The organism is Acidimicrobiales bacterium (assembly GCA_016716005.1).
In the GTDB taxonomy this organism is placed as follows: domain Bacteria; phylum Actinomycetota; class Acidimicrobiia; order Acidimicrobiales; family JADJXE01; genus JADJXE01.
Map to the genome: position 1 here is coordinate 1901411 of JADJXE010000001.1, position 19678 is coordinate 1921088.

Here is a 19678-nt window from a genome sequence, read left to right on the forward strand (position 1 = left end):
CGAGGAGGTCGGGGATGCACCGTCGACAGGGGATCCGTCGTGTCGCAGCGCCGCTCCTGGCGCTCGCCGTCCTGGGGTCGGTCGTGGCCATGGCCGCGCCCGCGCTGGCCGACATCAGCCAGTTCCGGCTCGTCTCCCTGTGCACCGACGTCGACGACTTCGACGCCGGGCTGCGCACCTGGCGCGTCGACAACAGCTCGGGCGCGCCCGCGACCGTCACCCTCAGGAACCAGGCCACCGGGCAGTCCGTCACCGAGACGGTCGGAACGGGTCAGAACGTCGTCAACGCCCCCGCGTCGCCGACCGGCCCGAACACCACCATCCTCACGGTGGAGGGCGAGCAGGGCCAGACCGTCAAGGCCTCGAACAACCGGGTGTGCGCATCGCTGAACGGGAACGCCGTGTGCGACCCCGCCGCGAAGCAGACGACGATCACCTGGACCCTCGAGAACAACGACCCCAGCGCCTCCGCCAACGTGACCGGCACGAACCCCACCGGGGTCTCGTTCAGCCCGCTGCCGGTGCCACCGCAGGGGTCGGCGACGGCCACCGAGGTGGTGCCCGGCCCCGCGACCCCCGGCACCCGCGCCCTCGAGGTGAGCGTGAACGTGGGAGGGATCGGCACCTCCCCCGACGCCACCGTGAACCTGAGCGCCTGCCAGGGCACGATCCCGCCCCAGCTGTCGTTCACGTTCACCAAGACGGCCGACCGCACCACCGCCGAGGTGGGCGACACCGTCACGTACACCTACGCGGGCAGGAACACCAGCAGCGTGCCGCTGGAGGTGGTGCGCCTCGTCGACGACCGCCTCGGCATCTTCCTCGAGCGACCCGATCGCACGATCGTGCAGCCGGGCGCCTCGATCTCCGAGCAGGTCACCTACGTGGTCCGGTCGACGGATGCCGGCACCACGGTCGTCAACAACGCCGTCGTCACGGTGCGGGACCCGGACGACCCGTCCATCTCGGGACAGGGCACGGCGAGCGCGTCGGTGACGGTCGCCGATCTCCCGAACGCCCCGGTGGTGATCCGTGTCGACGGGCCCGACCGCATCGGCACGGCCGTCGACAGCTCACGCACCGCGTTCCCCGACGCCGGGTCGGCCCGAGCCGCTGTGCTCGCCCGCTCCGACCTCTTCCCCGACGCCCTGGCCGGCGTGCCCCTCGCGGTGGCCAAGCAGGGCCCGCTCCTGCTCACCACCCCCGAGGCGCTCTCCCCGGCCACCGAACGCGAGCTGCAGCGGGTGCTCCCGTCCGGGTCCACCGTCTACGTGCTCGGGGGCGAGGCCGCCGTGAGCACCCCCGTCGCGGCGCGCGTGCAGTCGCTCGGCTACACGGTGGTCCGCTTCGCGGGCACCGACCGCTACGAGACCGCGGTGCTCATCAGCCGTGACGGGCTCGGCGCGCCGTCGGTCTACCTGCTCGCCAGCGGGATCGACTTCCCCGACGCGCTGTCGGCCGGTGCAGCAGCAGCCCGCCAGAGCGGCGGTGTGCTGCTGTCGGCGGGCACCGCGCTGCCGGAGGTCACGGCCGCGTACCTGGCGTCGCGAGCCGGGGCGACCGTGACCGCCATCGGCGGACCGGCCGCTGCCGCGCTGCCCACCGCCCCCTCGGTGGTCGGCGCCGACCGGTACGAGACGGCCGTGCGCACCGCCGAGCGCTTCTTCACCGCCCCGCCGGTTGCCGGGATCGCGTCCGGCGTCACGTTCCCCGACGGGCTCACCGGCGGTGCCGTGGTCGGCCGCTTCGGCGGGCCGATGCTGCTCACGAACCCGGTGGCGCTGCCGGCGATCGTGGGCACCTACCTCCGATCGGCCCGGGCCTCGCTGGCAATCACGATCGTCTTCGGCGGTCCGGCCGCGGTGAGCGACGGCGTCGAGGCGCAGGTGGAGGCCACGCTGCGCGGCTAGCGGACGGGCTTCCGCTGCGACGCGGTGCGGCCCGCCGTCTCCGGGCCCACCCCGCCGGGCGGGCTGCGATCCTCGATCTCCCACGCGTGGTCGAGCACGTGCCAGGCGATCCGGCGGGCCGCGTAGCGAGGCGGCCAGCCCCGGTCGGTCGCCCCGCCGGCGCGGGCCGAGCGGAGGGCCTCGACGATGGCGCGACGGCGCGCCGCGGTGGCCCCGACACCTCCGGGCGCCGAGGGCGCCGGGGGGCGGAGGCCGAGCTTGCGGGCGTAGGCCACCTCGGCCTCGACCACGTGGGCGGCGATCGCGTCGCGATCCCTGCCCCCGCCACGGGGCCCCTTGCGGAGCTCGGCAGGGGCCGCGGCGACCACCTCGTCGAACACCCGCCACGAGGCGTCGACCAGGGCGGCCAGCCGCCGGGCCTCGGCCGCGGTGAGCGGCTCGAGGTCGCGTGCCGCGACCTCACCGGGTGCCCCGAAGTCGGTGGTGGCCGAACCGGGCAGTCGCTCGACCACCTCGAACCGCGCGCCGGGGGCGAACCGCACGCCGGCCGTGCTCGCCACGACGGCGTAGCGGGCCGACGCCGCGGCCAGGGCCTCGACGGCCCGCTCCTCGTCCCGGCCGGACCGGCACCAGCCCGGCCAGTCGAGGGCCGACGCGAACACGCGCCGCTTCCCCGCCTCGATCGCGACCGCGACCGCCGGGCGCCCTGCTGCTGGCCCCGTCACCCGCCGAGCATGCCAGCGCCGCGCCCGGGCCGTCGGGTATCCGGGTCCGCGCCCCGGGGTCGGGTGGTCACCGTGCCGAGCAAACCGGCACGCCGACCCCCGGGTCCGCCGAGCAGCAGGTGCTCGACGGTGAGGACATCGAGCGAGGGCAGCACCACGTGGGCCGAACCGACCAGCGCCGGGTCGGTGCCGGGCTCGGGCACGGCGACGCACCGCATCCCCGCCGCGACCGCCGCGGCGACGCCGGCCGGCGAGTCCTCGACGGCCGTGCACGCTCCCGGGTCGACGCCGAGCAGGGCGGCGGCCACCAGGTACACCTCGGGATCGGGCTTGCCCCTCACCAGGTCCTGGGCCGAGGAGACCGCCGCGAACCGCTCGCCCACGCCGAGCCGCTGCAGGGCGGCGTCGATCACCTCGAGGGTGGACGACGAGGCGACGCCCAGCGGCACGCCCAGCGAGCCGGCGACGTCCAGCGCGTGCCGGGCCCCGGCCACCGGCCGGCCCCGCGTCCGGATCGCGTGCACCACCCCGTCGACCAGGCGGCGCTCGACGACCGCCGGCGGCGGCTCGGCCCAGGGCCGGAGCCGGTACCAGTGGGCGACCACCTCGCCGACCCGGAGCCCGAGCGTCTGGCGGCAGAGGTCGTCGTCGAGGTCGATGCCCACCGAGGCGAACACCTCCTGCTCCACCTCGCGCCAGAAGGGCTCGGAGTCGACGAGCACGCCGTCGAGGTCGAACACCACCGCCGCCGGCCGGCGGGCCAGGCCTGCGGCCGGGGCGTCGCTCACGCCGGCGCCGGCTGCGGCCCCCGGAGGAGACGACCGGGCGCGTCGCCGGTGGGCTGCCCGTCGACGAAGGTGACCACCCCGGCCTTGATCGTCGAGCGGTACCCCTCGGCTCGCTGGATCAGCCGGCGTCCGCCGGCCGGCAGGTCGTGGACGATCTCCGGTGGGTGGCACGCCAGCGAGCCGAGCTCGATCAGGTTGAGGTCGGCGAGGTGGCCGGGGGCGACGACCCCGCGGTCGTACCAGCCGAGGTGGCGGGCGTTGCGCTGGGTGTGCCCGTGCACGAGCCACTCGATCGGGAAGGTGCGGCCGGAGCCGGGGCCGGGGCCGGGGTCGCGGTTGCGGCCCCAGAGCACCAGCGACGAGGTCGTGAAGCTGGCGTCGCAGATGGCCCCGCAGTGCGCACCGGCGTCGGACAGGCCGAAGAGGGCGTGGGGCGACGCCAGCATCTCGCCGACGTCGTCGAGGCTGCGGTGGGCGAAGTTGAACAGCGGGAGGTACAGCAGCTGGCGGCCGCCCCGCCGCAGCAGCGTGTCGTACGTGAGGCCCGCGGCCGGGAGGCCGAGCCGGGCCGCGTCGGCCCCGACCGAGCGGGCCGGGTCGAGCCGGTAGTCGACCGGGTCGTCGAGCACGAAGAACAGGTCGAAGCTCCCGCAGATCTGCCGGAAGAGGCCGTCGGGCAGGCGGTCGAGGAGCTCGGCGTGCTCGGCCAGCACCCGGGAGCGGCGCTCCGGGTCGCGCAGCGCGGGCACCCGCTCGTCGAGGGGCAGGGCGGCGACCTCGGCGTACGACCGGCAGGCGACGAACGGGTTCGCGCTGCCCTCCAGCCCGAGCAGCACGCCGATGGGGCGGGGCGCCACCTGCGCCTTCAGGGGAAGGCCCTCCGCGGCGAGCTCGGCGACCCGCCCGAACAGCTGCCTCCACCGCTCGGGGGCGTGGAAGGGCTGCTGCACGGTGAACGAGAGCGGCCGGCCGCTGGCCCGCACCAGCTGCTCCATCAGCCCGAGCTCGGCGTCGGCGAGCTCGTCGTCGGTGGTCTGGTAGCAGTCGGAGATCAGCTGGATGACGCCGCGGCCCCGCTGGCGCAGCACCTCGGCGACGGCGAGCAGCTCGTCGGCGCCCGCGGTGAGGGTGGGGATGCGAGCCCCGTCGCGGGTGCGGTGCACCTCGGTGCGCGACGTGGCGAAGCCGACGGCACCGGCGTCCACCGCCTCGCCCACGAGGAGGGCGAGGCGGGCCAGCTCGGCACCGGTCGGACGCTCGGCGTGGTCGGCGCCGCGCTCGCCCATCACGTAGGTGCGCAGGGCGGCGTGGGGCACGTGCACCCCGAGGTCGACGGTGTGGGGCCGGCGATCGAGCGCGTCGAGGTACTGGGGGAACGTCTCCCAGTCCCACGTGAGCCCCTCGGCCAGGGCCGTGCCGGGGATGTCCTCCACCCCTTCGAGCAGGCCGATCAGCCAGTCGTGCCGGTCGGTACGGGCCGGGGCGAACCCGACGCCGCAGTTGCCCATCGCGAGCGTGGTCACGCCGTGCACCGACGACGGCGCGAGCACCGGGTCCCAGGTGGCCTGGCCGTCGAAGTGGGTGTGGATGTCGACGAAGCCGGGGGTGACGGTCAGCCCCTCGGCGTCGATCTCCCGGTCGCCGCCCTCGTCCACCTCGCCGACCGCGGTGATCAGCCCGTCGGTGACGGCGACGTCGCCGGTGAACGCAGGCGCTCCGGTGCCGTCGACGATCGTGCCGTGGCGGATGACGAGGTCGGCCATGGTCCCCCCGGGGGTCGACACCGTTCGGTGGCTGGCGGGTTCACGCTGGCACGGATCCCGGCCGCCCGCCACCCGCGGCGCCCCTTCCGTCCGCCACCCGCGGCGGCCCCGGCCGCCCGCCACCCGCCACCCGCCGCAGCGCCCCCACCGTTCGCGGGCGGTGAACCGCACCCTTCGCCCAGGTATCCCTAGGCTCCACCGTCATGGAGATGACGTACCGCCGGCTCGGCCGCACCGGCCTGCAGGTGAGCACCCTCTCGTTCGGCTCGTGGGTGACCTTCGGCAACCAGCTCGACACCGGACTCGCCCGCGACTGCCTCGCCGCGGCGTACGAGCGGGGCGTGAACCTGTTCGACAACGCCGAGGTCTACGCCGGCGGCGAGTCGGAGCGGATCATGGGGCAGGCCATCGCCGACCTCGGGTGGCCCCGGTGGTCGTACGTGATCACCACCAAGCTCTTCTGGGGCATCCACGACGCCGTCAACATGCGGAGCACCCTGAACCGCACGTACCTGCTCCAGGCCCTCGACGGCTCGCTCGAGCGGCTGGGCCTCGACTTCGTCGACATCGTGTACTGCCACCGGGCCGATCCCGACACGCCCATCGAGGAGACCACCTGGGCGATGAGCGACCTGATCGCCTCGGGCAAGGCCCGGTACTGGGGCACCTCGGAGTGGCCCGCGGACTCGATCCGGGCGGCGTGGGAGATTGCCGAGCGCCACCACCTGCACAAGCCCGTGGTGGAGCAGCCGCAGTACCACCTGCTCGAGCGACGCCGGGTCGAGCGCGAGTACGCCCGGCTCTACGACGACATCGGCATCGGCCTCACCACGTGGAGCCCCCTGGCGTCGGGGCTGCTCACCGGGAAGTACGCCGGCGGCGTCCCCGACGGGAGCCGGGCCGCCCTCCCCGGGTACGAGTGGCTGCGCGACCGGCTCGTCGACCCGGCCGACAACGAGCGCGTCGGCCGCCTCGCCGCGGTGGCCGGCGAGCTCGCTTGCTCGCTCGCGCAGCTGGCCATCGCCTGGTGCGCCCGGAACCCCCACGTGTCCAGCGTGATCACCGGCGCCAGCCGGCCCGAGCAGGTGACCGAGAACATGGGCGCCCTCGACGTCATCCCCCTGCTCGACGCCGAGGTGCTGGCCCGGATCGACGACGCCGTGCGGTGACGGCGGCAACGGAGGACGACATGGACGACATGGACGACACGGACGACATGCCGATGGTCGAGGTCGACGGGCGGCCGATGGCCGTTCCCGATCTGGTCTCGGGCTACCACGACCTGAAGCGCGAGCTGGCGGCCCTGCGCCGCGAGCGGCGGGGGATGGTGCGCACGGCTCGCGAGGAAGCACAGCTCAAGCCGTTCCAGGCCGAGCTGCTGAAGCTGCAGCAGCACCTCGAGGATCACCAGCGGCGGGTGATCGTGCTGTTCGAGGGGCGTGACGCGGCCGGCAAGGGCGGCACGATCCGCCGCGTCACCCGGTTCATGAACGAGAAGCACTACCGCGTCGTCGCCCTCGGCAAGCCCACCGAGGAGCAGCGCACCCAGTGGTACTTCCAGCGCTACGTGGAGCAGTTCCCCACCGGCGGCAGGATCGTGCTGTTCGACCGGTCCTGGTACAACCGGGCGATGGTGGAGCCCGTCTTCGGGTTCTGCACCGACGAGGAGCACCAGCACTTCATGCAGGGCGTGGTCGGCTTCGAGAAGGATCTCGTCCGCACCGGCATGATCCTGGTGAAGCTGTACTTCTCCGTCACCAAGGAGGAGCAGAAGCGCCGGTTCGACCGGCGCCGCAACGATCCCCTGCGGCAGTGGAAGCTGTCCGAGATCGACATGCAGGCCCAGGAGCACTGGGACGACTTCACCGACGCCAAGTACTGGATGCTCAAGAAGACGAGCACCCCGCAGGCCCCGTGGATCATCGTCCGGTCGGAGAACAAGCACCGGGCCCGCCTGAACGCCATCAAGGTCATCCTCAACGCCGTTCCCTACGAGGGCCGCAACCCCGAGCTCGACTTCGTGCCCGACCCGGAGATCGTCGTGTCGGGTGCCCAGGAGCTGCAGCTGATGGAGGCCCAGCGCATCCGCAGCGGCAAGTTCGCGGGCTGAGGGTCGGCCGCGCTGCGTCCCCGTCAGGCCGGGGGCGGCGGCTTCGGAGGTTGCAGGGTCACGGTGCCCTGGGCGAGGGCGACGACGCGGCCGGCGTTGGTGACGTCGATGCGCACCACCGCCGTGCGCCTCGACATCGAGAGGATCTCGGCGGCGGCCTCGACCGTGCCCTCGCGCACCGGCGCCACCAGGTTCAGTTTGAACTCGGTGGTGGCGCTCCACGTGCCCTTGGGGATCACCGGGTAGCAGACGGCGCCGAGGATGTGGTCGACGAGGGCGGCGACCACCCCGCCGTGCATCATCCCGAACGGGTTCAGCAGGTCGGGCCGCACATCGAGACCGCAGCGCATCCGCCCCGGCCCCACGTCCAGCGTGGTGATGCCGAGGAAGCCGCCGAGCCCGGTGGTGTCGCGGTGGCCACTGGCCGCCTCGGCGGTGCGGGGATCGAAGTCGGGGAAGTCGGGCACGGCCCGGCACCGTAGCGGCGCAGGGCCGTGGCGGCTCAGCCGCCGGCCAGCGAGGCGGTGCGGCGGTCGAGCAGGCCACGGGTGGTGGGCGAGTGGTACGCCCCTCTGCCGCGTGTCATCCGTGAAGAAATGGTCGAACATACGTTCGATGCGTGTGATAGGCTCTCGGTCATGACGGTGGTGCTCGACGGGCTGGACGGGGTGGAGGGCCTCGACTCGCTGCGTGAGCTCGACCTGCTGCACGAGGCCGTCGACCGGCTGGCCGCCCTCGACCCGGCCGGGGCGGGCGACGCCGAGCTGCACCAGCTGGTGGTGGGGGTGCAGGCCTGCCGCACCCGCCTCGACGCCGCGGCCGCCCGGCTGGTCGAGCGCTGGGACGCCCGGCGGGTGTGGGCCGACGACGGCTCACGGGCCGCCGGGGCCCGCCTGGCCCGAGACGCCCACCTGTCCAAACGCGAGGGCACCGCGGTGGTGCGCCGGGCCCGCAGCCTCACCGGGATGCCCATGACCGCGGCCGCCTACGCGGCCGGGGTGATCAGCGCCGACCACGTCGAGGTGCTGGCCCGAGCCGGCGTGGCCCGCACTTCCGACGCGTTCGCCCGGGACGAGGCGACCCTGGTCTCCCACGCGGCCAAGCTCGACTTCGCCGACTTCGTGCGGGCCGTCGACTACTGGCGGATCCACGTCGACCCCGACGGTGCCGACGCCACCGCCGAGCGGCAGGCGGCCAGCCGTGACGTGAGGCTGGTGCGCACCTTCGAGGGCACCTTCGACCTGCGGGGCCGCCTGGACGCGGTGTGGGGCAGCGTGGTGCACGCCGAGCTGACCCGCCTCGAAGACCAGCTGTACGTCGAGGACGTGGCCGAGGCCCGCCGGCGGTTGGGCCGCGACGACGTCACCCAGGCCGAGCTGGCCCGCACCCCCGCCCAGCGTCGGGCCGACGCCCTGGTGCGCATGGCCGAGCGGTCCCGCACCGCGCCCGCCGGGGGCCGCCGGCCCGAGCCGCTGATCACCGTCGTCGTCGGCCTGGAGACCTTCGCCGGCGCCCTGTGCCAGCTCGACGACGGCACCGTCCTCACCGCCGCCCAGTGGCTGCCGCTGCTGGATCGGGCCGACATCGAGTCGATCGTGTTCGACTCGGCCAAGCGGGCCCTGTCGGTGAGCGTGCGGGAGCGGTTCTTCACCGGGGCCCTGCGCCGGGCCATCGAGGTGCGCGACCAGCACTGCCAGCACCCCTCGGGCTGCGACGTGCCCGCCAGCCGCTGCCAGGTCGACCACATCGTCCCCTGGGAAGCGGGCGGGCCCACCACCCTGGACAATGGCCGGCTCTACTGCGGCCCCCACAACCGGGCCCGCAACCGCAGACGCCCGCCGCCCCGAACACCCTGAGAGAGCCAGCGGCGACCATCGCCTCTAGGCTGATCCGACGACACGAGGGGGGACGATGAGCACACCGGTGACCGACTGGGCGACCGACTTCGACCACACCGACCCCGTCTGGGTGGCCGACCCGTACCCGATCTGGGACGACCTGCGGCAGCGCTGCCCGGTCGCCCACTCCGACCGCTTCGGTGGCACGTGGCTGCCGACCCGCCACGAGGACATCTCGGCCATCGCCTACGACACCGAGCACTTCACCTCGCGGGCAGTGGTGGTGAGCGAGGTCCGGCCCGGCCCCGACGACCTGCCCGCGCCCATCGGCGGCGCACCCCCCATCACCAGCGACCCGCCCTTCCACAGCGCGGCCCGCCGCCTGCTGCTGCCCGCCTTCTCGCCCAAGCAGATCGACGCGCTCACGCCCTTCACGCGCGACACCTGCCGCGAGCTGCTCGACGCCCTGGACGGCCGCGACCCGGTCGACGCGGCCGTCGACTACGCCCAGCACATCCCGGTGCGGGTGATCGCCAAGATGCTGGGCTTCCCCCTCGAGGACGCCGACACCTTCCGCGAGATCATCCACATGATCCTCGAGGAGGGGGTGGGCCTGGCGGCCGACGCCGAGGAGCGGGCCGTCCGCGAGGCCGAGATCGAGGGCTACTTCGACGCCCAGATCGCGGACCACGCCGCCAACCCGCGCGACGACCTCACCAGCTTCCTGCTGAACGCCGAGCTCGACGGCCAGAAGCTCCATCCCGACCACGTGCGCGGCACCATCTTGCTGATCCTGGTGGCCGGCATCGACACCACGTGGAGCGCCATCGGCTCGTCGCTGTGGCACCTGGCCCGCACGCCGGCCGACCGGGCCCGCCTGGTCGCCGAGCCCGGCCTCATGCCCACCGCCATCGAGGAGCTGCTGCGGGCCTACGCCCCGGTCACCATGGCGCGCATGGTCGCCCAGGACGTCGAGATCGGCGGGCGCCAGCTGCACCGCGACGACTGGGTGCTGCTCCCCTTCCCGGCCGCCAACCGCGACCCGGAGGTGTTCGACGACGCCGACCGGGTCGTGCTCGACCGGGCCGTGAACCGCCACGCCGCCTTCGGTCTCGGGATCCACCGCTGCCTCGGGTCGAACCTGGCCCGCATGGAGCTGACCGTGGCCGTCGAGGAGTGGCTGGCCCGCTTCCCCGACTTCGAGCTGGCCGAACCCGCCGCCGTCACGTGGTCGGCCGGCCAGGTCCGCGGCCCCCGCAGCATCCCGATGCGAATCCTCCGGCGCGGCTGACCCGCCGCCCGGCCCAGCTCAGCGGCCGAGGATCTTGGCCTTCTCAGCCTGGAACTCCTCGTCGGTGAGGATCCCCTGCGTCTTCAGCTCGGCGAGCTGCCGGAGCTGGGCGATCACGTCGGCCTCCGCCGCCGGGGCCGGGGCCGGGGCCGGGGCGACGGCGGCCACCGGGGCCGGGGCGGGCTGCGGCGCCACCTGCTGTTCGTAGGCCTGCTCGCGCTCGGCGTAGATCGCGGCGTCACGCTGGGCGAAGTGCTCGGCCTGCCTGCGCTGCACCCGCCCGCTGACAGCGGTGGCGGTGCCGGCGACGACGGCGGTGCGGGCGACTCCTCGCAGCAGTCCGGGCATCGGCTCCTCCTTCAGTCTTCGGCGTCGAGCGCGTCGAGCGCGTCCATGACGTCCTGGGCCGGGATCCGCTGGCTGGCGATCATCTGGCCGCCGCCGTCGAGGGCGCCGGCGACGAACGGGATGGCCCAGGCGTTCTCGTAGACCAGCAGCACGGCCATGGTCCCCGGGTCCATGGCGTCGCCCGCCTGGCGCAGGTCGTCGTCGCCGAGCAGCCCGGAGCGAGCCCCGGCGAAGGCCACGAACCCTCCCAGATCGCCGGCCGCATCCAGCTCGATCCCCGAGAAGGTCCCGTCGGCGTCCTTGCGGATGGCCAGGATGTCGTAGAGCCGCACGATCCCCCGGTCCACCAGGTCCAGCAGGGCCGCGGCGGCCGCATCGGTCGGCTTGTCGCCCGGGAACTGGATGAGGAGGAAGTCGATCGGCCCGTGGACGTCCACCTCGCTCATGGCACTCCCCTGATCTGTGGTGTGGTTCTCTGCCGGACCGTGGCCCGCGCCGATTCTCGGCGATCCGGGCCCGCGACGCACCATCCGGAACGGGTGAGGTGTCCGGTGCCGCGCTGGATGGACGTGTCCCGCAGGATCTCGGGCTGCTACTCCACCGCTTGCACGTCGCGACCGTGGGCCGTGAGGGCCCAGATGATGGCCACGTCGATGGCGATCACCGCGATCGCCCACACCGGGTACCAGGGCAGGAAGGCGAAGTTGGCCACCGCGCTCATCGCGGCCACCACCACGCCGACGATGCGGGCGGCCAGGTTGCCCGTGAGGATGCCGATGCCGACGAGCACCAGCACGATCCCGAGGACCAGGTGGACCCAGCCCCACGTGGTCAGGTCGAAGTTGAACACCCACTCCCTGCCCACCACGTACAGCTCGTCCCCGGCGATGGCCGCGATGCCGGCGATGCCCTGGAAGATCCCGACACATCCACCCGAGAGGCACGCTAGGGAGGGCGGCCGCCGGCGGCATCACCCGGATGGGGTGAAGGCCATCACGAAATCGGCCGGCCGGCCCGCTCACCGTGGGCTCTGCGGCTCGCCGTCGAGGAGCCCCAGGCGGCGAGCCTCGGCCACCGCGTCGCGGCGTGACGACACGCCGAGCTTGCGGTAGATGGCCACCGCGTGGGTCTTGGCCGTGTTGCGGCTGATGAGCAGCTGCTCGGCGATGTCCTGCAGCGACAGGTGCGTCGGGAGGTAGGAGAGGATCCGCAGCTCCGCCGACGTGAGCGCAAAGGCCACCGCCGACCCGCCGCCCGATCCGGTGGCGACCTGCTGCCGCACGCGGTCGAGCTGGAGGTTGAGGTGGGTCGCCGACGGCTCCCGCCTCCGCGCGCGCGCCGCCTCGTCGGCGAGTGCGCGGGCCTCGGCGCGCTGGCCGAGGGCGAGGGCGGCCTGGGCGAGCAGCAGGTTGCACAGCAAGACCGTCCGGGGGGAGAGGTCGCCCAGTCGGGCGAGCATCCGACGGGCCACGATGGCCGCCCGGGCCGCCTCGGCGGGCCGCCCGCCGCGGGCCGCGACCAGCGCCCCCACGGCGTACACCGACACCACGGGCACGACCCCTTCCAGGTCGTGGCGCTCGGCGAGGCGCAGCCCTCGGGAGGCGAGCCGGTCGGCCTCCGCGAGGTCGCCGTCGTACAGGTGGAGCAGGGCCAGGTGCGCCAGGACGGCAGCCTCGAAGCCGGGCGCGCCTGCGACGGCCGGCAGCGCCGCGGTCAGGAGCCCGCGGGCGCGGTCGAGCTCGCCCAGCATGGAGAACGCGGTGCCTCGCAGCAGGGTGGAGATCCCCCACCAGGGGTTGGCCGCCGGGCCGCCCGCCCGGCGCACGATCTCGGTGTCACGCACGACGCCCTGCAGACCCTCCGGCGCGGTCATGGCGCGCACCGTGGCCACCGCCACCGGCAGCGACGGCGAGCCGTCGGCAAGGGGGCCGTCCCAGCGCGACCGCTCGGCAGCCGCGGTCGCCCGGTGGATCAGCTGTTGATCACCGGTGGCCAGGCCGAACCACGCCCAGGAGATGGCGGCGGAGGGGTATCGATCGATCGTGTCGGCGCCGAGCAGCTCGAGCCACCCGCCGAGGCGGGCGACCCGCCCCTCGAAGACCAGCGGCACGGCGTGACGGAGGACGAGATCGGCGGCCCGCTCGGTTTCGCCGGCCGCAACGGCATGGCGAACGGCCCCGTCGACGTCGCCGCGGCGCTCGAGGATCGCGCTCGCCCGGCTCTCCAAGCGGTCGGCCGTCGTGGGGTCGAGGGAGCGCAGGCGGGCTCGCAGCATCTCGCCGAACAGGTGGTGGTAGCGGAACCACTCCCGCTCGGCGTCGAGCGGCACCAGGAACAGGTTGCCGGAGCGCTCGATCTCCCTGAGCAGGCGGCCGGACGAGCGGATCTCGAGGAGCTCGTCGAGCAGCGGCGCGCTCATTCGTTGGAGCACGGCCGAACGGCTCAGGAAGTCGACGGTCTCCTCCGGCAGGCCCTCGAGCACCTCCTCGACGAGGTAGTCGGCGACCAAGCGGTCCCGACCGGAGAAGCCCGCGGCCCGGGCCGCCTCGTCCCTGCCGGTGAGGGCCAGCGCGGCCAGGTGCAGGCCGCCGGGCCAGCCCTCGGTCTGGCCCACCAAGGTCCCCACGGCGGCGTCGCCGAGCCGGAGGCCGGCGTGCCGGAGCACCAGGGCGGCCTCGTCCTCGGACATGGCGAGGTCGGCAGAGGAGAGCTCGACGACGCCGTGCAACCGGCGCCGGGCCAGGGGTAGGCGGACCGAGCGCCCGACGAGGGCGAGCTGCGACCCCTCGGGGATGTGGGCGAGCACCCCGTCGACGCAGCGCAGGGCGGCTCGGGACGTCAGGACGTGGACATCGTCCAGGACCAGGACGAACGGGTCCCGGCCGTCGAGGCTCCGACCCAGCGCGGGCAGCATCCCGGTGTCGACCGGACGGCCGGGCCCCGTGAGCAACCGAGCCACCCCCGGGTCGATGGGCTCCAGCTCGTGGAGGGCGAGGGCGACGTGCCGGAGGAGGTGCACCGGATCGTCGTCGAGCGGGTCGAGGTGGACCCAGGCGAACCCCCGGTCGTCGGCTTCGTCCCACAGGAGCATCGTGGTGGTCTTGCCGTACCCCGCCGGGGCCGACAGCACGACGACGCGTTCGTGGGTCGTGTCGAGCAGCCGCTTGACCAGGTGGTCACGACCGACCACGCCGGGCCGCCTCGTGGGAGCGCGGCAGCTGCCGGCGGCGATGCCCGTGATGCCCGGGTCGGGGTTGGGCTCGTGCCGAACGGTTCGGCTCCCGAGACCCATGCGAGGTGAGGCTACCGGAGGCGGGGCGCCGGCGGGCCCGGCCCGGCGCTGGTCACCGGGGCGACGATCGCTACGGGCCGAGGACGACCTGCTCGATCAGGGCGGCGTCGTCGAAGTACGTGTGCACGCCGGCGATGCGGTCGCCGCGCAGCTCGACGACCGAGGCGCCGGCCAGGGTGACGTGCCGGCCGGTGCCCTCGATGAGCACGTCGTCGCCCACCAGGAGCGGGTCGGCCTGGACCGCCTCCAGGTGCCACTCGGCGAAGGCGAGGGGCTCGGCCCAGCAGAGCCGGTCGACCCGGAACTGCAGGACGGCCAGCGACGCGACGTGGTCCCGCAGGGCGTCCTCGGCTGCTGCCCGCGACGAGAAGCTCAGCGTCGGGGACCAGCCCACGGCGTCGTCGGTGAGGACGTCGTCGAGGCTCCCGGGACCGCCGACGACCACGACCTCGATCGCGTGCTCCAGGTCACCGCGCCACGGGCCGTCGGCCGCGAGCCCGTGGTCGCCGTCCGGGCCCTCCGGCCGCAGCACGGGCGCGCCGCCCGCCATCGGCGGCTGCCCACAGCGCCACGGGCGCTCCGGCCCGGCCGCCGCCCCGCCCGTCCGATCGGTGACCGAGTCGGCGGCCATCCGGGTGAGCCTCCGATCGGCGTTGAAGAGCAGGAGCATGGCCAGGATGACGGTACGGACCGACCCCGCCTCCGGTCATCACCCGGAGTGGGTGACGACCCCGGCCGCGGCGAGAAGGAGGATGGGCCCGGTTGCCGAAACCCGACAGCGGCGGCGGCTCGTCGCCGGGGAGGAGCGTTCCATGAGTGATGCCGAGATCGACGAGCTGGGCCCGGTCGACTACCTGGTCGTCGAGTTCCCCGCCGGGCAGGCGAACTTCTCGGGCGAGATGGCCGCCGAGCTGGCGTCCCTGGTCGACGCCGGCACGATCCGCGTCCTCGATCTGATGATCCTGCACAAGGACGACGACGGCGCCGTCGAGGCCTTCGAGATCGACGACCTCGAGGGGGTCGACGAGCTGCGCGCCCTCGAGACCGAGATCGCCGAGATCCTGGCCGAGGAGGACGTGGTGCACCTCGCCAACGCGATGGAGCCCGGCAGCACGGCCGGTGTGCTGGTCTGGGAGAACCTCTGGGCAGCCCCGTTCGCCTCGGCCGCCCGCCGAGCCGGTGGCCAGCTGATCGCGAGCGGCCGCATCCCCATCCAGGCCATCGTCGCCTCCCTGGAGGCCGAAGCAGCAGCGACGAGCGAAGGAGACTGACATGCCCCTCCGACCGGCCCGAGCAGCACGACGCGGTGTCATCGGCGCCCCCGTGGCCAGGACGGCCGCGGTCGTGGGCACCGCTGCGGTGGTGGCCCACGGCGTGAACCGCCGTCACGACCGCCGCGACGACCGCCGCGACGACCGCCGCGACCGCCGCTGAGCCATCCCGGCCGTGGCGAAGACCTACAAGGGCAGGATCGCCCTCGACGTCCGCGACTCCACACCCGACTGGGCGCCCTTCCTGCCCCCGAAGGCCCCGGACGGTGCGCCGAACGTGCTGCTCCTCGCCTGGGACGACCTGGGCTACGCGACGATGGACGTCTTCGGTGGCCCGGTCGAGTGCCCCACCATGCGTCGGATCGCCGACATGGGGGTGCGGTTCTCCAACTTCCACACCACCGCGCTGTGCTCGCCGACCCGGGCGTCGCTGCTGACCGGCCGCAACGCGACGACCAACGGCATGGCCACCATCGCCGAGTTCGCCTCGGGGTTCCCCGGCATCTCCACCCGCATCCCGTTCGAGAGCGGCTTCATCTCCGAGGTGCTGGCCGAGCACGGCTACAACACGTACTGCGTGGGCAAGTGGCACCTCACGCCGGGCGAGGAGTGCAACCTGGCGGCGTTCAAGGGGCGCTGGCCGGTCGGCCGGGGCTTCGAGCGCTTCTACGGCTGGCTGGGCGGCGAGACGAACTCGTACTACCCGGACCTCGTGCACGACAACCACCCGATCGAGCCGCCGGCGCGTCCCGAGGACGGGTACCACCTCGCCGACGACATGGCCGACAAGGCCATCGAGTTCATCCGTGACGCCAAGGTCATCGACCCCGACAAGCCGTTCTTCATGTACCTGGCCCCCCAAGCCGGTCACGCCCCCCATCTCGTCCCCCTGGAGTGGGCCGACAGGTACAAGGGCCGCTTCGACGAGGGCTACGAGGCCATCCGGGCCGGCATCCTCGAGCGCCAGGTCGAGCTCGGCCTGCTGCCCGAGGGCACCCAGCTCTCCCCGATCAACCCGCACGGCGAGCCGACGAGGACCGGTCCCGACGGACAGCCCTGGCCCCTGCTCGACACCGTCCGGCCCTGGGACTCGCTGGGCGACGACGAGAAGCGCCTCTTCGCCCGCATGGCCGAGGTGTTCGCCGGCTACATCTCGTACTACGACGACCGGATCGGCCGGGTGATCGACTACCTCGACGCGTCGGGCCAGCTCGACAACACGATCATCGTGGTGGTGTCGGACAACGGCGCCAGCGGCGAGGGCGGACCGAACGGGAGCTTCAACGAGTGGCGCTTCTTCAACGGGGTGCCCGACACCGCCCAGACCACCCTTCCCCACATCGACGAGCTCGGCACCCCGGCGTCGAACAACCACTACAACACCGGGTGGGCGTGGGCGCTCGACACGCCGTTCCCCTACTGGAAGCGCTGGGCCGGCGCCGAGGGCGGCGTCGCCGACATGTGCCTGGTGGCCTGGCCGGCCAAGGTCGAGCCTCAGCAGGAGGTCCGCCACCAGTACGTCCACGCGGTCGACATCGTGCCGACCATCTACGACCTGCTCGGCATCGAGCCGCCCGAGGTGCTCAAGGGCTACCCCCAGCACCCCATCGAGGGCGAGAGCTTCGCCGCTGCACTCACCGACGCCGCTGCACCGGGCAGGGCGACGCAGTTCTACGCCATGTTGGGGCAGCGCTCGATCTACCACGAGGGGTGGCTGGCCTGCACCGTGCACCCGCCGCTGAGCGGGTGGGGCAGCTTCGAGCACGACGAGTGGGAGCTCTTCCACCTCGAGGCCGACCGCTCCCAGACGACGAACCTCGCCGACCGGGAGCCGGAACGGCTCGAGCTCCTCAAGGGGCTCTGGTACTACTACGCCGGCCGGTACAACGGCCTGCCGCTCGACGACCGGACCGCGCTCGAGCAGGTGCTGTCCGAGCGCCCCCGAGCCGCCGCGCCGCGGGACCAGTACACCTTCTACCCGGACTGCGCCGACGTCCCGGAGTCGGCCGGCCCCACCCTGCCCGGCCGGTCGTACACCATCGCCGCGGGCGTGAAGGTCGCGTCGGCCGACGTCCGGGGCGTGATCTGGGCCGCCGGCGGCGTGCCCGGTGGCCACAGCCTCTACGTCAAGGACGGGCGCCTCCGCTACACGTACAACTGGATCGGCACCGTCCTGCAGGACGTCGTCGCCGACCGCGACCTGACGGTCGGTGCCCACGTGTGCACCGCCGAGTTCGCGGCCAGCGGGCCGAGCACCGACCCGAACATGCCGGGTGCCGCCGGCACCTTGACCCTCTACGTGGACGACCAGCAGGTCGGGTCGGGCCAGATCGTCACCCAGCCCGGCTACTTCTGCCTGACCGGCGACGGCATCTGCGTCGGCCGGGACAGCGCGTCGGCGGTCAGCCCCGAGTACCAGGCACCGTTCCCCTTCACCGGAGGCACGATCGACAAGGTCGTGGTCGACGTCTCCGGCGACCGCTACGTCGACCACGAAGCCCAGGTCCGGGCCTGGTTCAGCATCGACTAGCCAACGGGTGTTCGAGGGCGCTCCTCGGCGAGCGGGTACGGGGTGCCCTCGAACACGGTGCCCCACACCGGGATGTCGCGGAGCCCCTCGGCGCCGACGTCGAACGGGTCCTGCTCGAGCACCACGAAGTCGGCCTTCTTCCCGGCCCGGATCGAGCCCACCTGGTCCTCGAGGCGGAGCACCCATGCTGCGTCGATCGTCACGGCCCGGAGCGCCTGCTCGACCGTCAGGCGCTCCGTCGGCGTGATCTCCGTGCCGCCCATCGTGCGGCGCGTCGCCGCGACCCACGCGAGGGTGAGCGGCTCGATGGGCGCCATCGTGCAGTCGGAGTGCAGGGCGAGGGGCACCCCCTTGTCGACCAGCGACCCGAACCGGCACATCTGGTGGGCCCGGTCGGCCCCGAGGCCGTGCCGGGCGTAGGCGTCGGCCAGCACGTGCACGTAGTACACCTGCCCCGACACCACGGCTCCGAGCGCGGCGATCCGGCGGTTCTGCTCCTCGGTCGCGAAGCCGAGGTGCTCGAGGGAGAACCGGTGGTCGAAGCGGGGATGCCCGTCGAGCAGCCGCTGGAGCAGCCCGACGGCGTACCGGGCTCCCTCGTCGCCGTTGCAGTGGATGTGGAGCTGGTAGCCGGCCCGCCAGAACGTCTCGGCGAACCCGTCGGTGACGTCGGTGGGCACGATCCACTCGCCCTCGTGGCCGTCGATGTAGCCCGGCTCGCACAGCCGCATCAGCTGGGAGAAGAAGGCCCCGTCGGCCATCAGCTTCACGTGCCGGTCGAAGAACACCCGGCGGCCGCTGCGGCGGTGCAGGGCGTCGCACTCGGCCAGGGCCGCCTCGGGGCTCGTGCCCGCACGCCAGTACGCGGTGGTGATCGGGGTGAGCACCGTGCGGAACGGCACGTCGTCGCGCTCGAGGGCCTGGCGGATCAGCTCGGCCTCGGTGGCCACCGGCGTGTACAGCCCGGTCCCCATGTCGGCCACGGTGGTGACCCCACCCCGGTGCACCATCTCCACGAAGCTGGCGAACCCGCCGGCCAGCCGCTCGGGCCGGAAGAACAGCCCGGCCAGCGCCGGGAAGGCCGCCGCCAGGCCCCGCTCGTAGAAGCGGCCGCCGGCCAGGTCGACCTGTGACCGCACGTCCTCGGGCACGTCGTCGACGCTGGTGACGCCCATCCACTCGAGGGCCGCCGTGTTGGCGATCAGCTCGTGGAAGCTGCGGTGCCACAGCACCACGGGCACGTCGGCCGACACCGCGGCATCGAGCTCGGGTCGGAGGGTCTCGCCGTGGAACAGCGGGTGGTAGCCCCAGGTAAAGAACGGCCCGGTGGCCGGGTCGTGGCCGGCGAGCAGTACGCGGAGCCGGGCGATGAAGGCGCCGTGGCCCACCACGCCCGGGTAGGTCGCGTTGGGCAGGTGCCAGCCGTCGGGCGCCACGAAGGGCATCTGGGTGAGGACCGCCGGCAGGAGCGGGTGCAGGTGTGGGTCGACGAAGCCGGGAAGGACGACCTTGTCCTCGAACGTGCGATCCACGGTGTGCGGGTGCGCGTCGGTCCACGGTGCCAGGTCGTCGAGCGAGCCGACCCCCGCGATGCGCCCGTCGAGCACGGCGACGGCGGTGGCCTCGGGCCGGGCCGGCTCCATGGTGACGAAGCGCCTGGCCGTGAAGACCGTGAGCGGCCGGCCCGGATCGGTCATGTCACGCCCCCTCCGTCGCGGCACGGGGCCGGACCTCGCCCGGACGGTGCCGGTCGCCATCGTCACCCACGGCCACGGGGTCGCGCCAAGGCGTCACGCTCGGCCGACGTACGGT

Annotated in this window: 18 protein-coding genes; 8 read left to right on the forward strand and 10 right to left on the reverse strand. The window is 73.6% G+C overall.

The genetic code is table 11. The features are described from left to right. Nucleotides 1-14 precede the first annotated feature (14 nt). Nucleotides 15-1910, forward strand: coding sequence for a cell wall-binding repeat-containing protein (locus tag IPM45_09315; GenBank protein ID MBK9179751.1), 1896 nt, complete (start codon nucleotides 15-17; stop codon nucleotides 1908-1910). On the opposite strand, the gene IPM45_09320 is transcribed toward IPM45_09315, so the two are convergent. From IPM45_09320 to IPM45_09330, 3 genes are read right to left on the reverse strand one after another with little or no spacing between them, the layout of a single operon-like run. After that, a complete protein-coding gene (locus IPM45_09320; protein MBK9179752.1) occupies nucleotides 1907-2635 on the reverse strand; it encodes a hypothetical protein in 729 nt (242 codons plus the stop codon). The two genes, IPM45_09315 and IPM45_09320, sit on opposite strands and share 4 nt — an antisense overlap. Continuing rightward, nucleotides 2632-3423: a hexitol phosphatase HxpB gene (gene hxpB, locus IPM45_09325; GenBank protein ID MBK9179753.1), complete on the reverse strand. Its 792-nt coding sequence runs from the start codon at nucleotides 3421-3423 to the stop codon at nucleotides 2632-2634. The genes IPM45_09320 and hxpB overlap by 4 nt, the downstream gene beginning before the upstream one ends. After that, nucleotides 3420-5186 (reverse strand): amidohydrolase family protein, encoded by a 1767-nt coding sequence (locus IPM45_09330; protein MBK9179754.1) that lies wholly within the window; start codon nucleotides 5184-5186, stop codon nucleotides 3420-3422. The genes hxpB and IPM45_09330 overlap by 4 nt, the downstream gene beginning before the upstream one ends. 209 nt (nucleotides 5187-5395) lie before the next feature. Between IPM45_09330 and IPM45_09335 the strand changes: the two genes are divergently transcribed. Together IPM45_09335 and ppk2 are read left to right on the forward strand one after the other, a co-directional pair. Then, on the forward strand, nucleotides 5396-6355 hold the full coding sequence (locus tag IPM45_09335; protein ID MBK9179755.1) for an aldo/keto reductase: 960 nt from the start codon (nucleotides 5396-5398) through the stop codon (nucleotides 6353-6355). A 29-nt stretch (nucleotides 6356-6384) separates the two neighbouring features. Next, nucleotides 6385-7296, forward strand: a complete 912-nt coding sequence (ppk2, locus tag IPM45_09340; GenBank protein MBK9179756.1) for a polyphosphate kinase 2 — start codon at nucleotides 6385-6387, stop codon at nucleotides 7294-7296. Between the two features lie 23 nt (nucleotides 7297-7319). On the opposite strand, the gene IPM45_09345 is transcribed toward ppk2, so the two are convergent. Then, nucleotides 7320-7904 (reverse strand): PaaI family thioesterase, encoded by a 585-nt coding sequence (locus IPM45_09345; protein MBK9179757.1) that lies wholly within the window; start codon nucleotides 7902-7904, stop codon nucleotides 7320-7322. Nucleotides 7905-7934: 30 nt separating this feature from the next. Here IPM45_09345 and IPM45_09350 point away from each other — a divergent pair, with 30 nt between their 5' ends. Beyond that, complete coding sequence (locus tag IPM45_09350) at nucleotides 7935-9152, forward strand: DUF222 domain-containing protein (protein MBK9179758.1); 1218 nt, start codon at nucleotides 7935-7937, stop codon at nucleotides 9150-9152. A gap of 55 nt (nucleotides 9153-9207) precedes the next feature. Further along, nucleotides 9208-10425, forward strand: a complete 1218-nt coding sequence (locus IPM45_09355) for a cytochrome P450 (protein MBK9179759.1) — start codon at nucleotides 9208-9210, stop codon at nucleotides 10423-10425. An 18-nt stretch (nucleotides 10426-10443) separates the two neighbouring features. Here IPM45_09355 and IPM45_09360 read toward each other — a convergent pair whose 3' ends face one another. The 5 genes from IPM45_09360 to IPM45_09380 form a co-directional block, all read right to left on the reverse strand. Further along, the gene (locus IPM45_09360) at nucleotides 10444-10773 is read right to left on the reverse strand and encodes an SHOCT domain-containing protein (protein MBK9179760.1); all 330 of its coding nucleotides are present in this window, start codon (nucleotides 10771-10773) and stop codon (nucleotides 10444-10446) included. A gap of 11 nt (nucleotides 10774-10784) precedes the next feature. Next, on the reverse strand, nucleotides 10785-11219 hold the full coding sequence (locus IPM45_09365) for a DUF1269 domain-containing protein (protein MBK9179761.1): 435 nt from the start codon (nucleotides 11217-11219) through the stop codon (nucleotides 10785-10787). Between the two features lie 146 nt (nucleotides 11220-11365). Next, on the reverse strand, nucleotides 11366-11641 hold the full coding sequence (locus tag IPM45_09370; protein MBK9179762.1) for a hypothetical protein: 276 nt from the start codon (nucleotides 11639-11641) through the stop codon (nucleotides 11366-11368). Nucleotides 11642-11791: 150 nt separating this feature from the next. Continuing rightward, nucleotides 11792-14065 carry a LuxR family transcriptional regulator gene (locus tag IPM45_09375; GenBank protein MBK9179763.1) on the reverse strand — a complete coding sequence of 758 codons (2274 nt, stop codon included), beginning with the start codon at nucleotides 14063-14065 and terminating at the stop codon, nucleotides 11792-11794. A gap of 70 nt (nucleotides 14066-14135) precedes the next feature. Further along, nucleotides 14136-14735 (reverse strand): nuclear transport factor 2 family protein, encoded by a 600-nt coding sequence (locus tag IPM45_09380; GenBank protein ID MBK9179764.1) that lies wholly within the window; start codon nucleotides 14733-14735, stop codon nucleotides 14136-14138. A gap of 142 nt (nucleotides 14736-14877) precedes the next feature. Between IPM45_09380 and IPM45_09385 the strand changes: the two genes are divergently transcribed. From IPM45_09385 to IPM45_09395, 3 genes are read left to right on the forward strand one after another with little or no spacing between them, the layout of a single operon-like run. Beyond that, nucleotides 14878-15336, forward strand: coding sequence for a DUF1269 domain-containing protein (locus IPM45_09385; protein MBK9179765.1), 459 nt, complete (start codon nucleotides 14878-14880; stop codon nucleotides 15334-15336). Nucleotide 15337: 1 nt separating this feature from the next. After that, complete coding sequence (locus tag IPM45_09390; protein MBK9179766.1) at nucleotides 15338-15499, forward strand: hypothetical protein; 162 nt, start codon at nucleotides 15338-15340, stop codon at nucleotides 15497-15499. 12 nt (nucleotides 15500-15511) lie between these two features. Next, nucleotides 15512-17866, forward strand: a complete 2355-nt coding sequence (locus IPM45_09395) for an arylsulfatase (GenBank protein ID MBK9179767.1) — start codon at nucleotides 15512-15514, stop codon at nucleotides 17864-17866. On the opposite strand, the gene IPM45_09400 is transcribed toward IPM45_09395, so the two are convergent. Continuing rightward, nucleotides 17863-19563: an amidohydrolase gene (locus tag IPM45_09400; GenBank protein MBK9179768.1), complete on the reverse strand. Its 1701-nt coding sequence runs from the start codon at nucleotides 19561-19563 to the stop codon at nucleotides 17863-17865. The genes IPM45_09395 and IPM45_09400 overlap by 4 nt on opposite strands. Nucleotides 19564-19678 lie beyond the last annotated feature (115 nt).

Excerpts from the sequence above, each read along its gene's own strand:
- IPM45_09335 (MBK9179755.1), top strand. The coding sequence starts at position 5,396 with ATGACGTACCGCCGGCTCGGCCGCACCGGCCTGCAGGTGAGCACCCTC.
- IPM45_09350 (MBK9179758.1), top strand. The coding sequence starts at position 7,935 with ATGACGGTGGTGCTCGACGGGCTGGACGGGGTGGAGGGCCTCGACTCG.
- IPM45_09385 (MBK9179765.1), top strand. The coding sequence starts at position 14,878 with ATGAGTGATGCCGAGATCGACGAGCTGGGCCCGGTCGACTACCTGGTC.
- IPM45_09330 (MBK9179754.1), bottom strand. The coding sequence starts at position 5,186 with ATGGCCGACCTCGTCATCCGCCACGGCACGATCGTCGACGGCACCGGA.
- IPM45_09365 (MBK9179761.1), bottom strand. The coding sequence starts at position 11,219 with ATGAGCGAGGTGGACGTCCACGGGCCGATCGACTTCCTCCTCATCCAG.
- ppk2 (MBK9179756.1), top strand. The coding sequence starts at position 6,385 with ATGGACGACACGGACGACATGCCGATGGTCGAGGTCGACGGGCGGCCG.
- IPM45_09315 (MBK9179751.1), top strand. The coding sequence starts at position 15 with ATGCACCGTCGACAGGGGATCCGTCGTGTCGCAGCGCCGCTCCTGGCG.
- IPM45_09390 (MBK9179766.1), top strand. The coding sequence starts at position 15,338 with ATGCCCCTCCGACCGGCCCGAGCAGCACGACGCGGTGTCATCGGCGCC.
- IPM45_09400 (MBK9179768.1), bottom strand. The coding sequence starts at position 19,563 with ATGACCGATCCGGGCCGGCCGCTCACGGTCTTCACGGCCAGGCGCTTC.
- IPM45_09360 (MBK9179760.1), bottom strand. The coding sequence starts at position 10,773 with ATGCCCGGACTGCTGCGAGGAGTCGCCCGCACCGCCGTCGTCGCCGGC.
- IPM45_09355 (MBK9179759.1), top strand. The coding sequence starts at position 9,208 with ATGAGCACACCGGTGACCGACTGGGCGACCGACTTCGACCACACCGAC.
- IPM45_09380 (MBK9179764.1), bottom strand. The coding sequence starts at position 14,735 with ATGCTCCTGCTCTTCAACGCCGATCGGAGGCTCACCCGGATGGCCGCC.
- IPM45_09345 (MBK9179757.1), bottom strand. The coding sequence starts at position 7,904 with ATGTTCGACCATTTCTTCACGGATGACACGCGGCAGAGGGGCGTACCA.
- IPM45_09375 (MBK9179763.1), bottom strand. The coding sequence starts at position 14,065 with ATGGGTCTCGGGAGCCGAACCGTTCGGCACGAGCCCAACCCCGACCCG.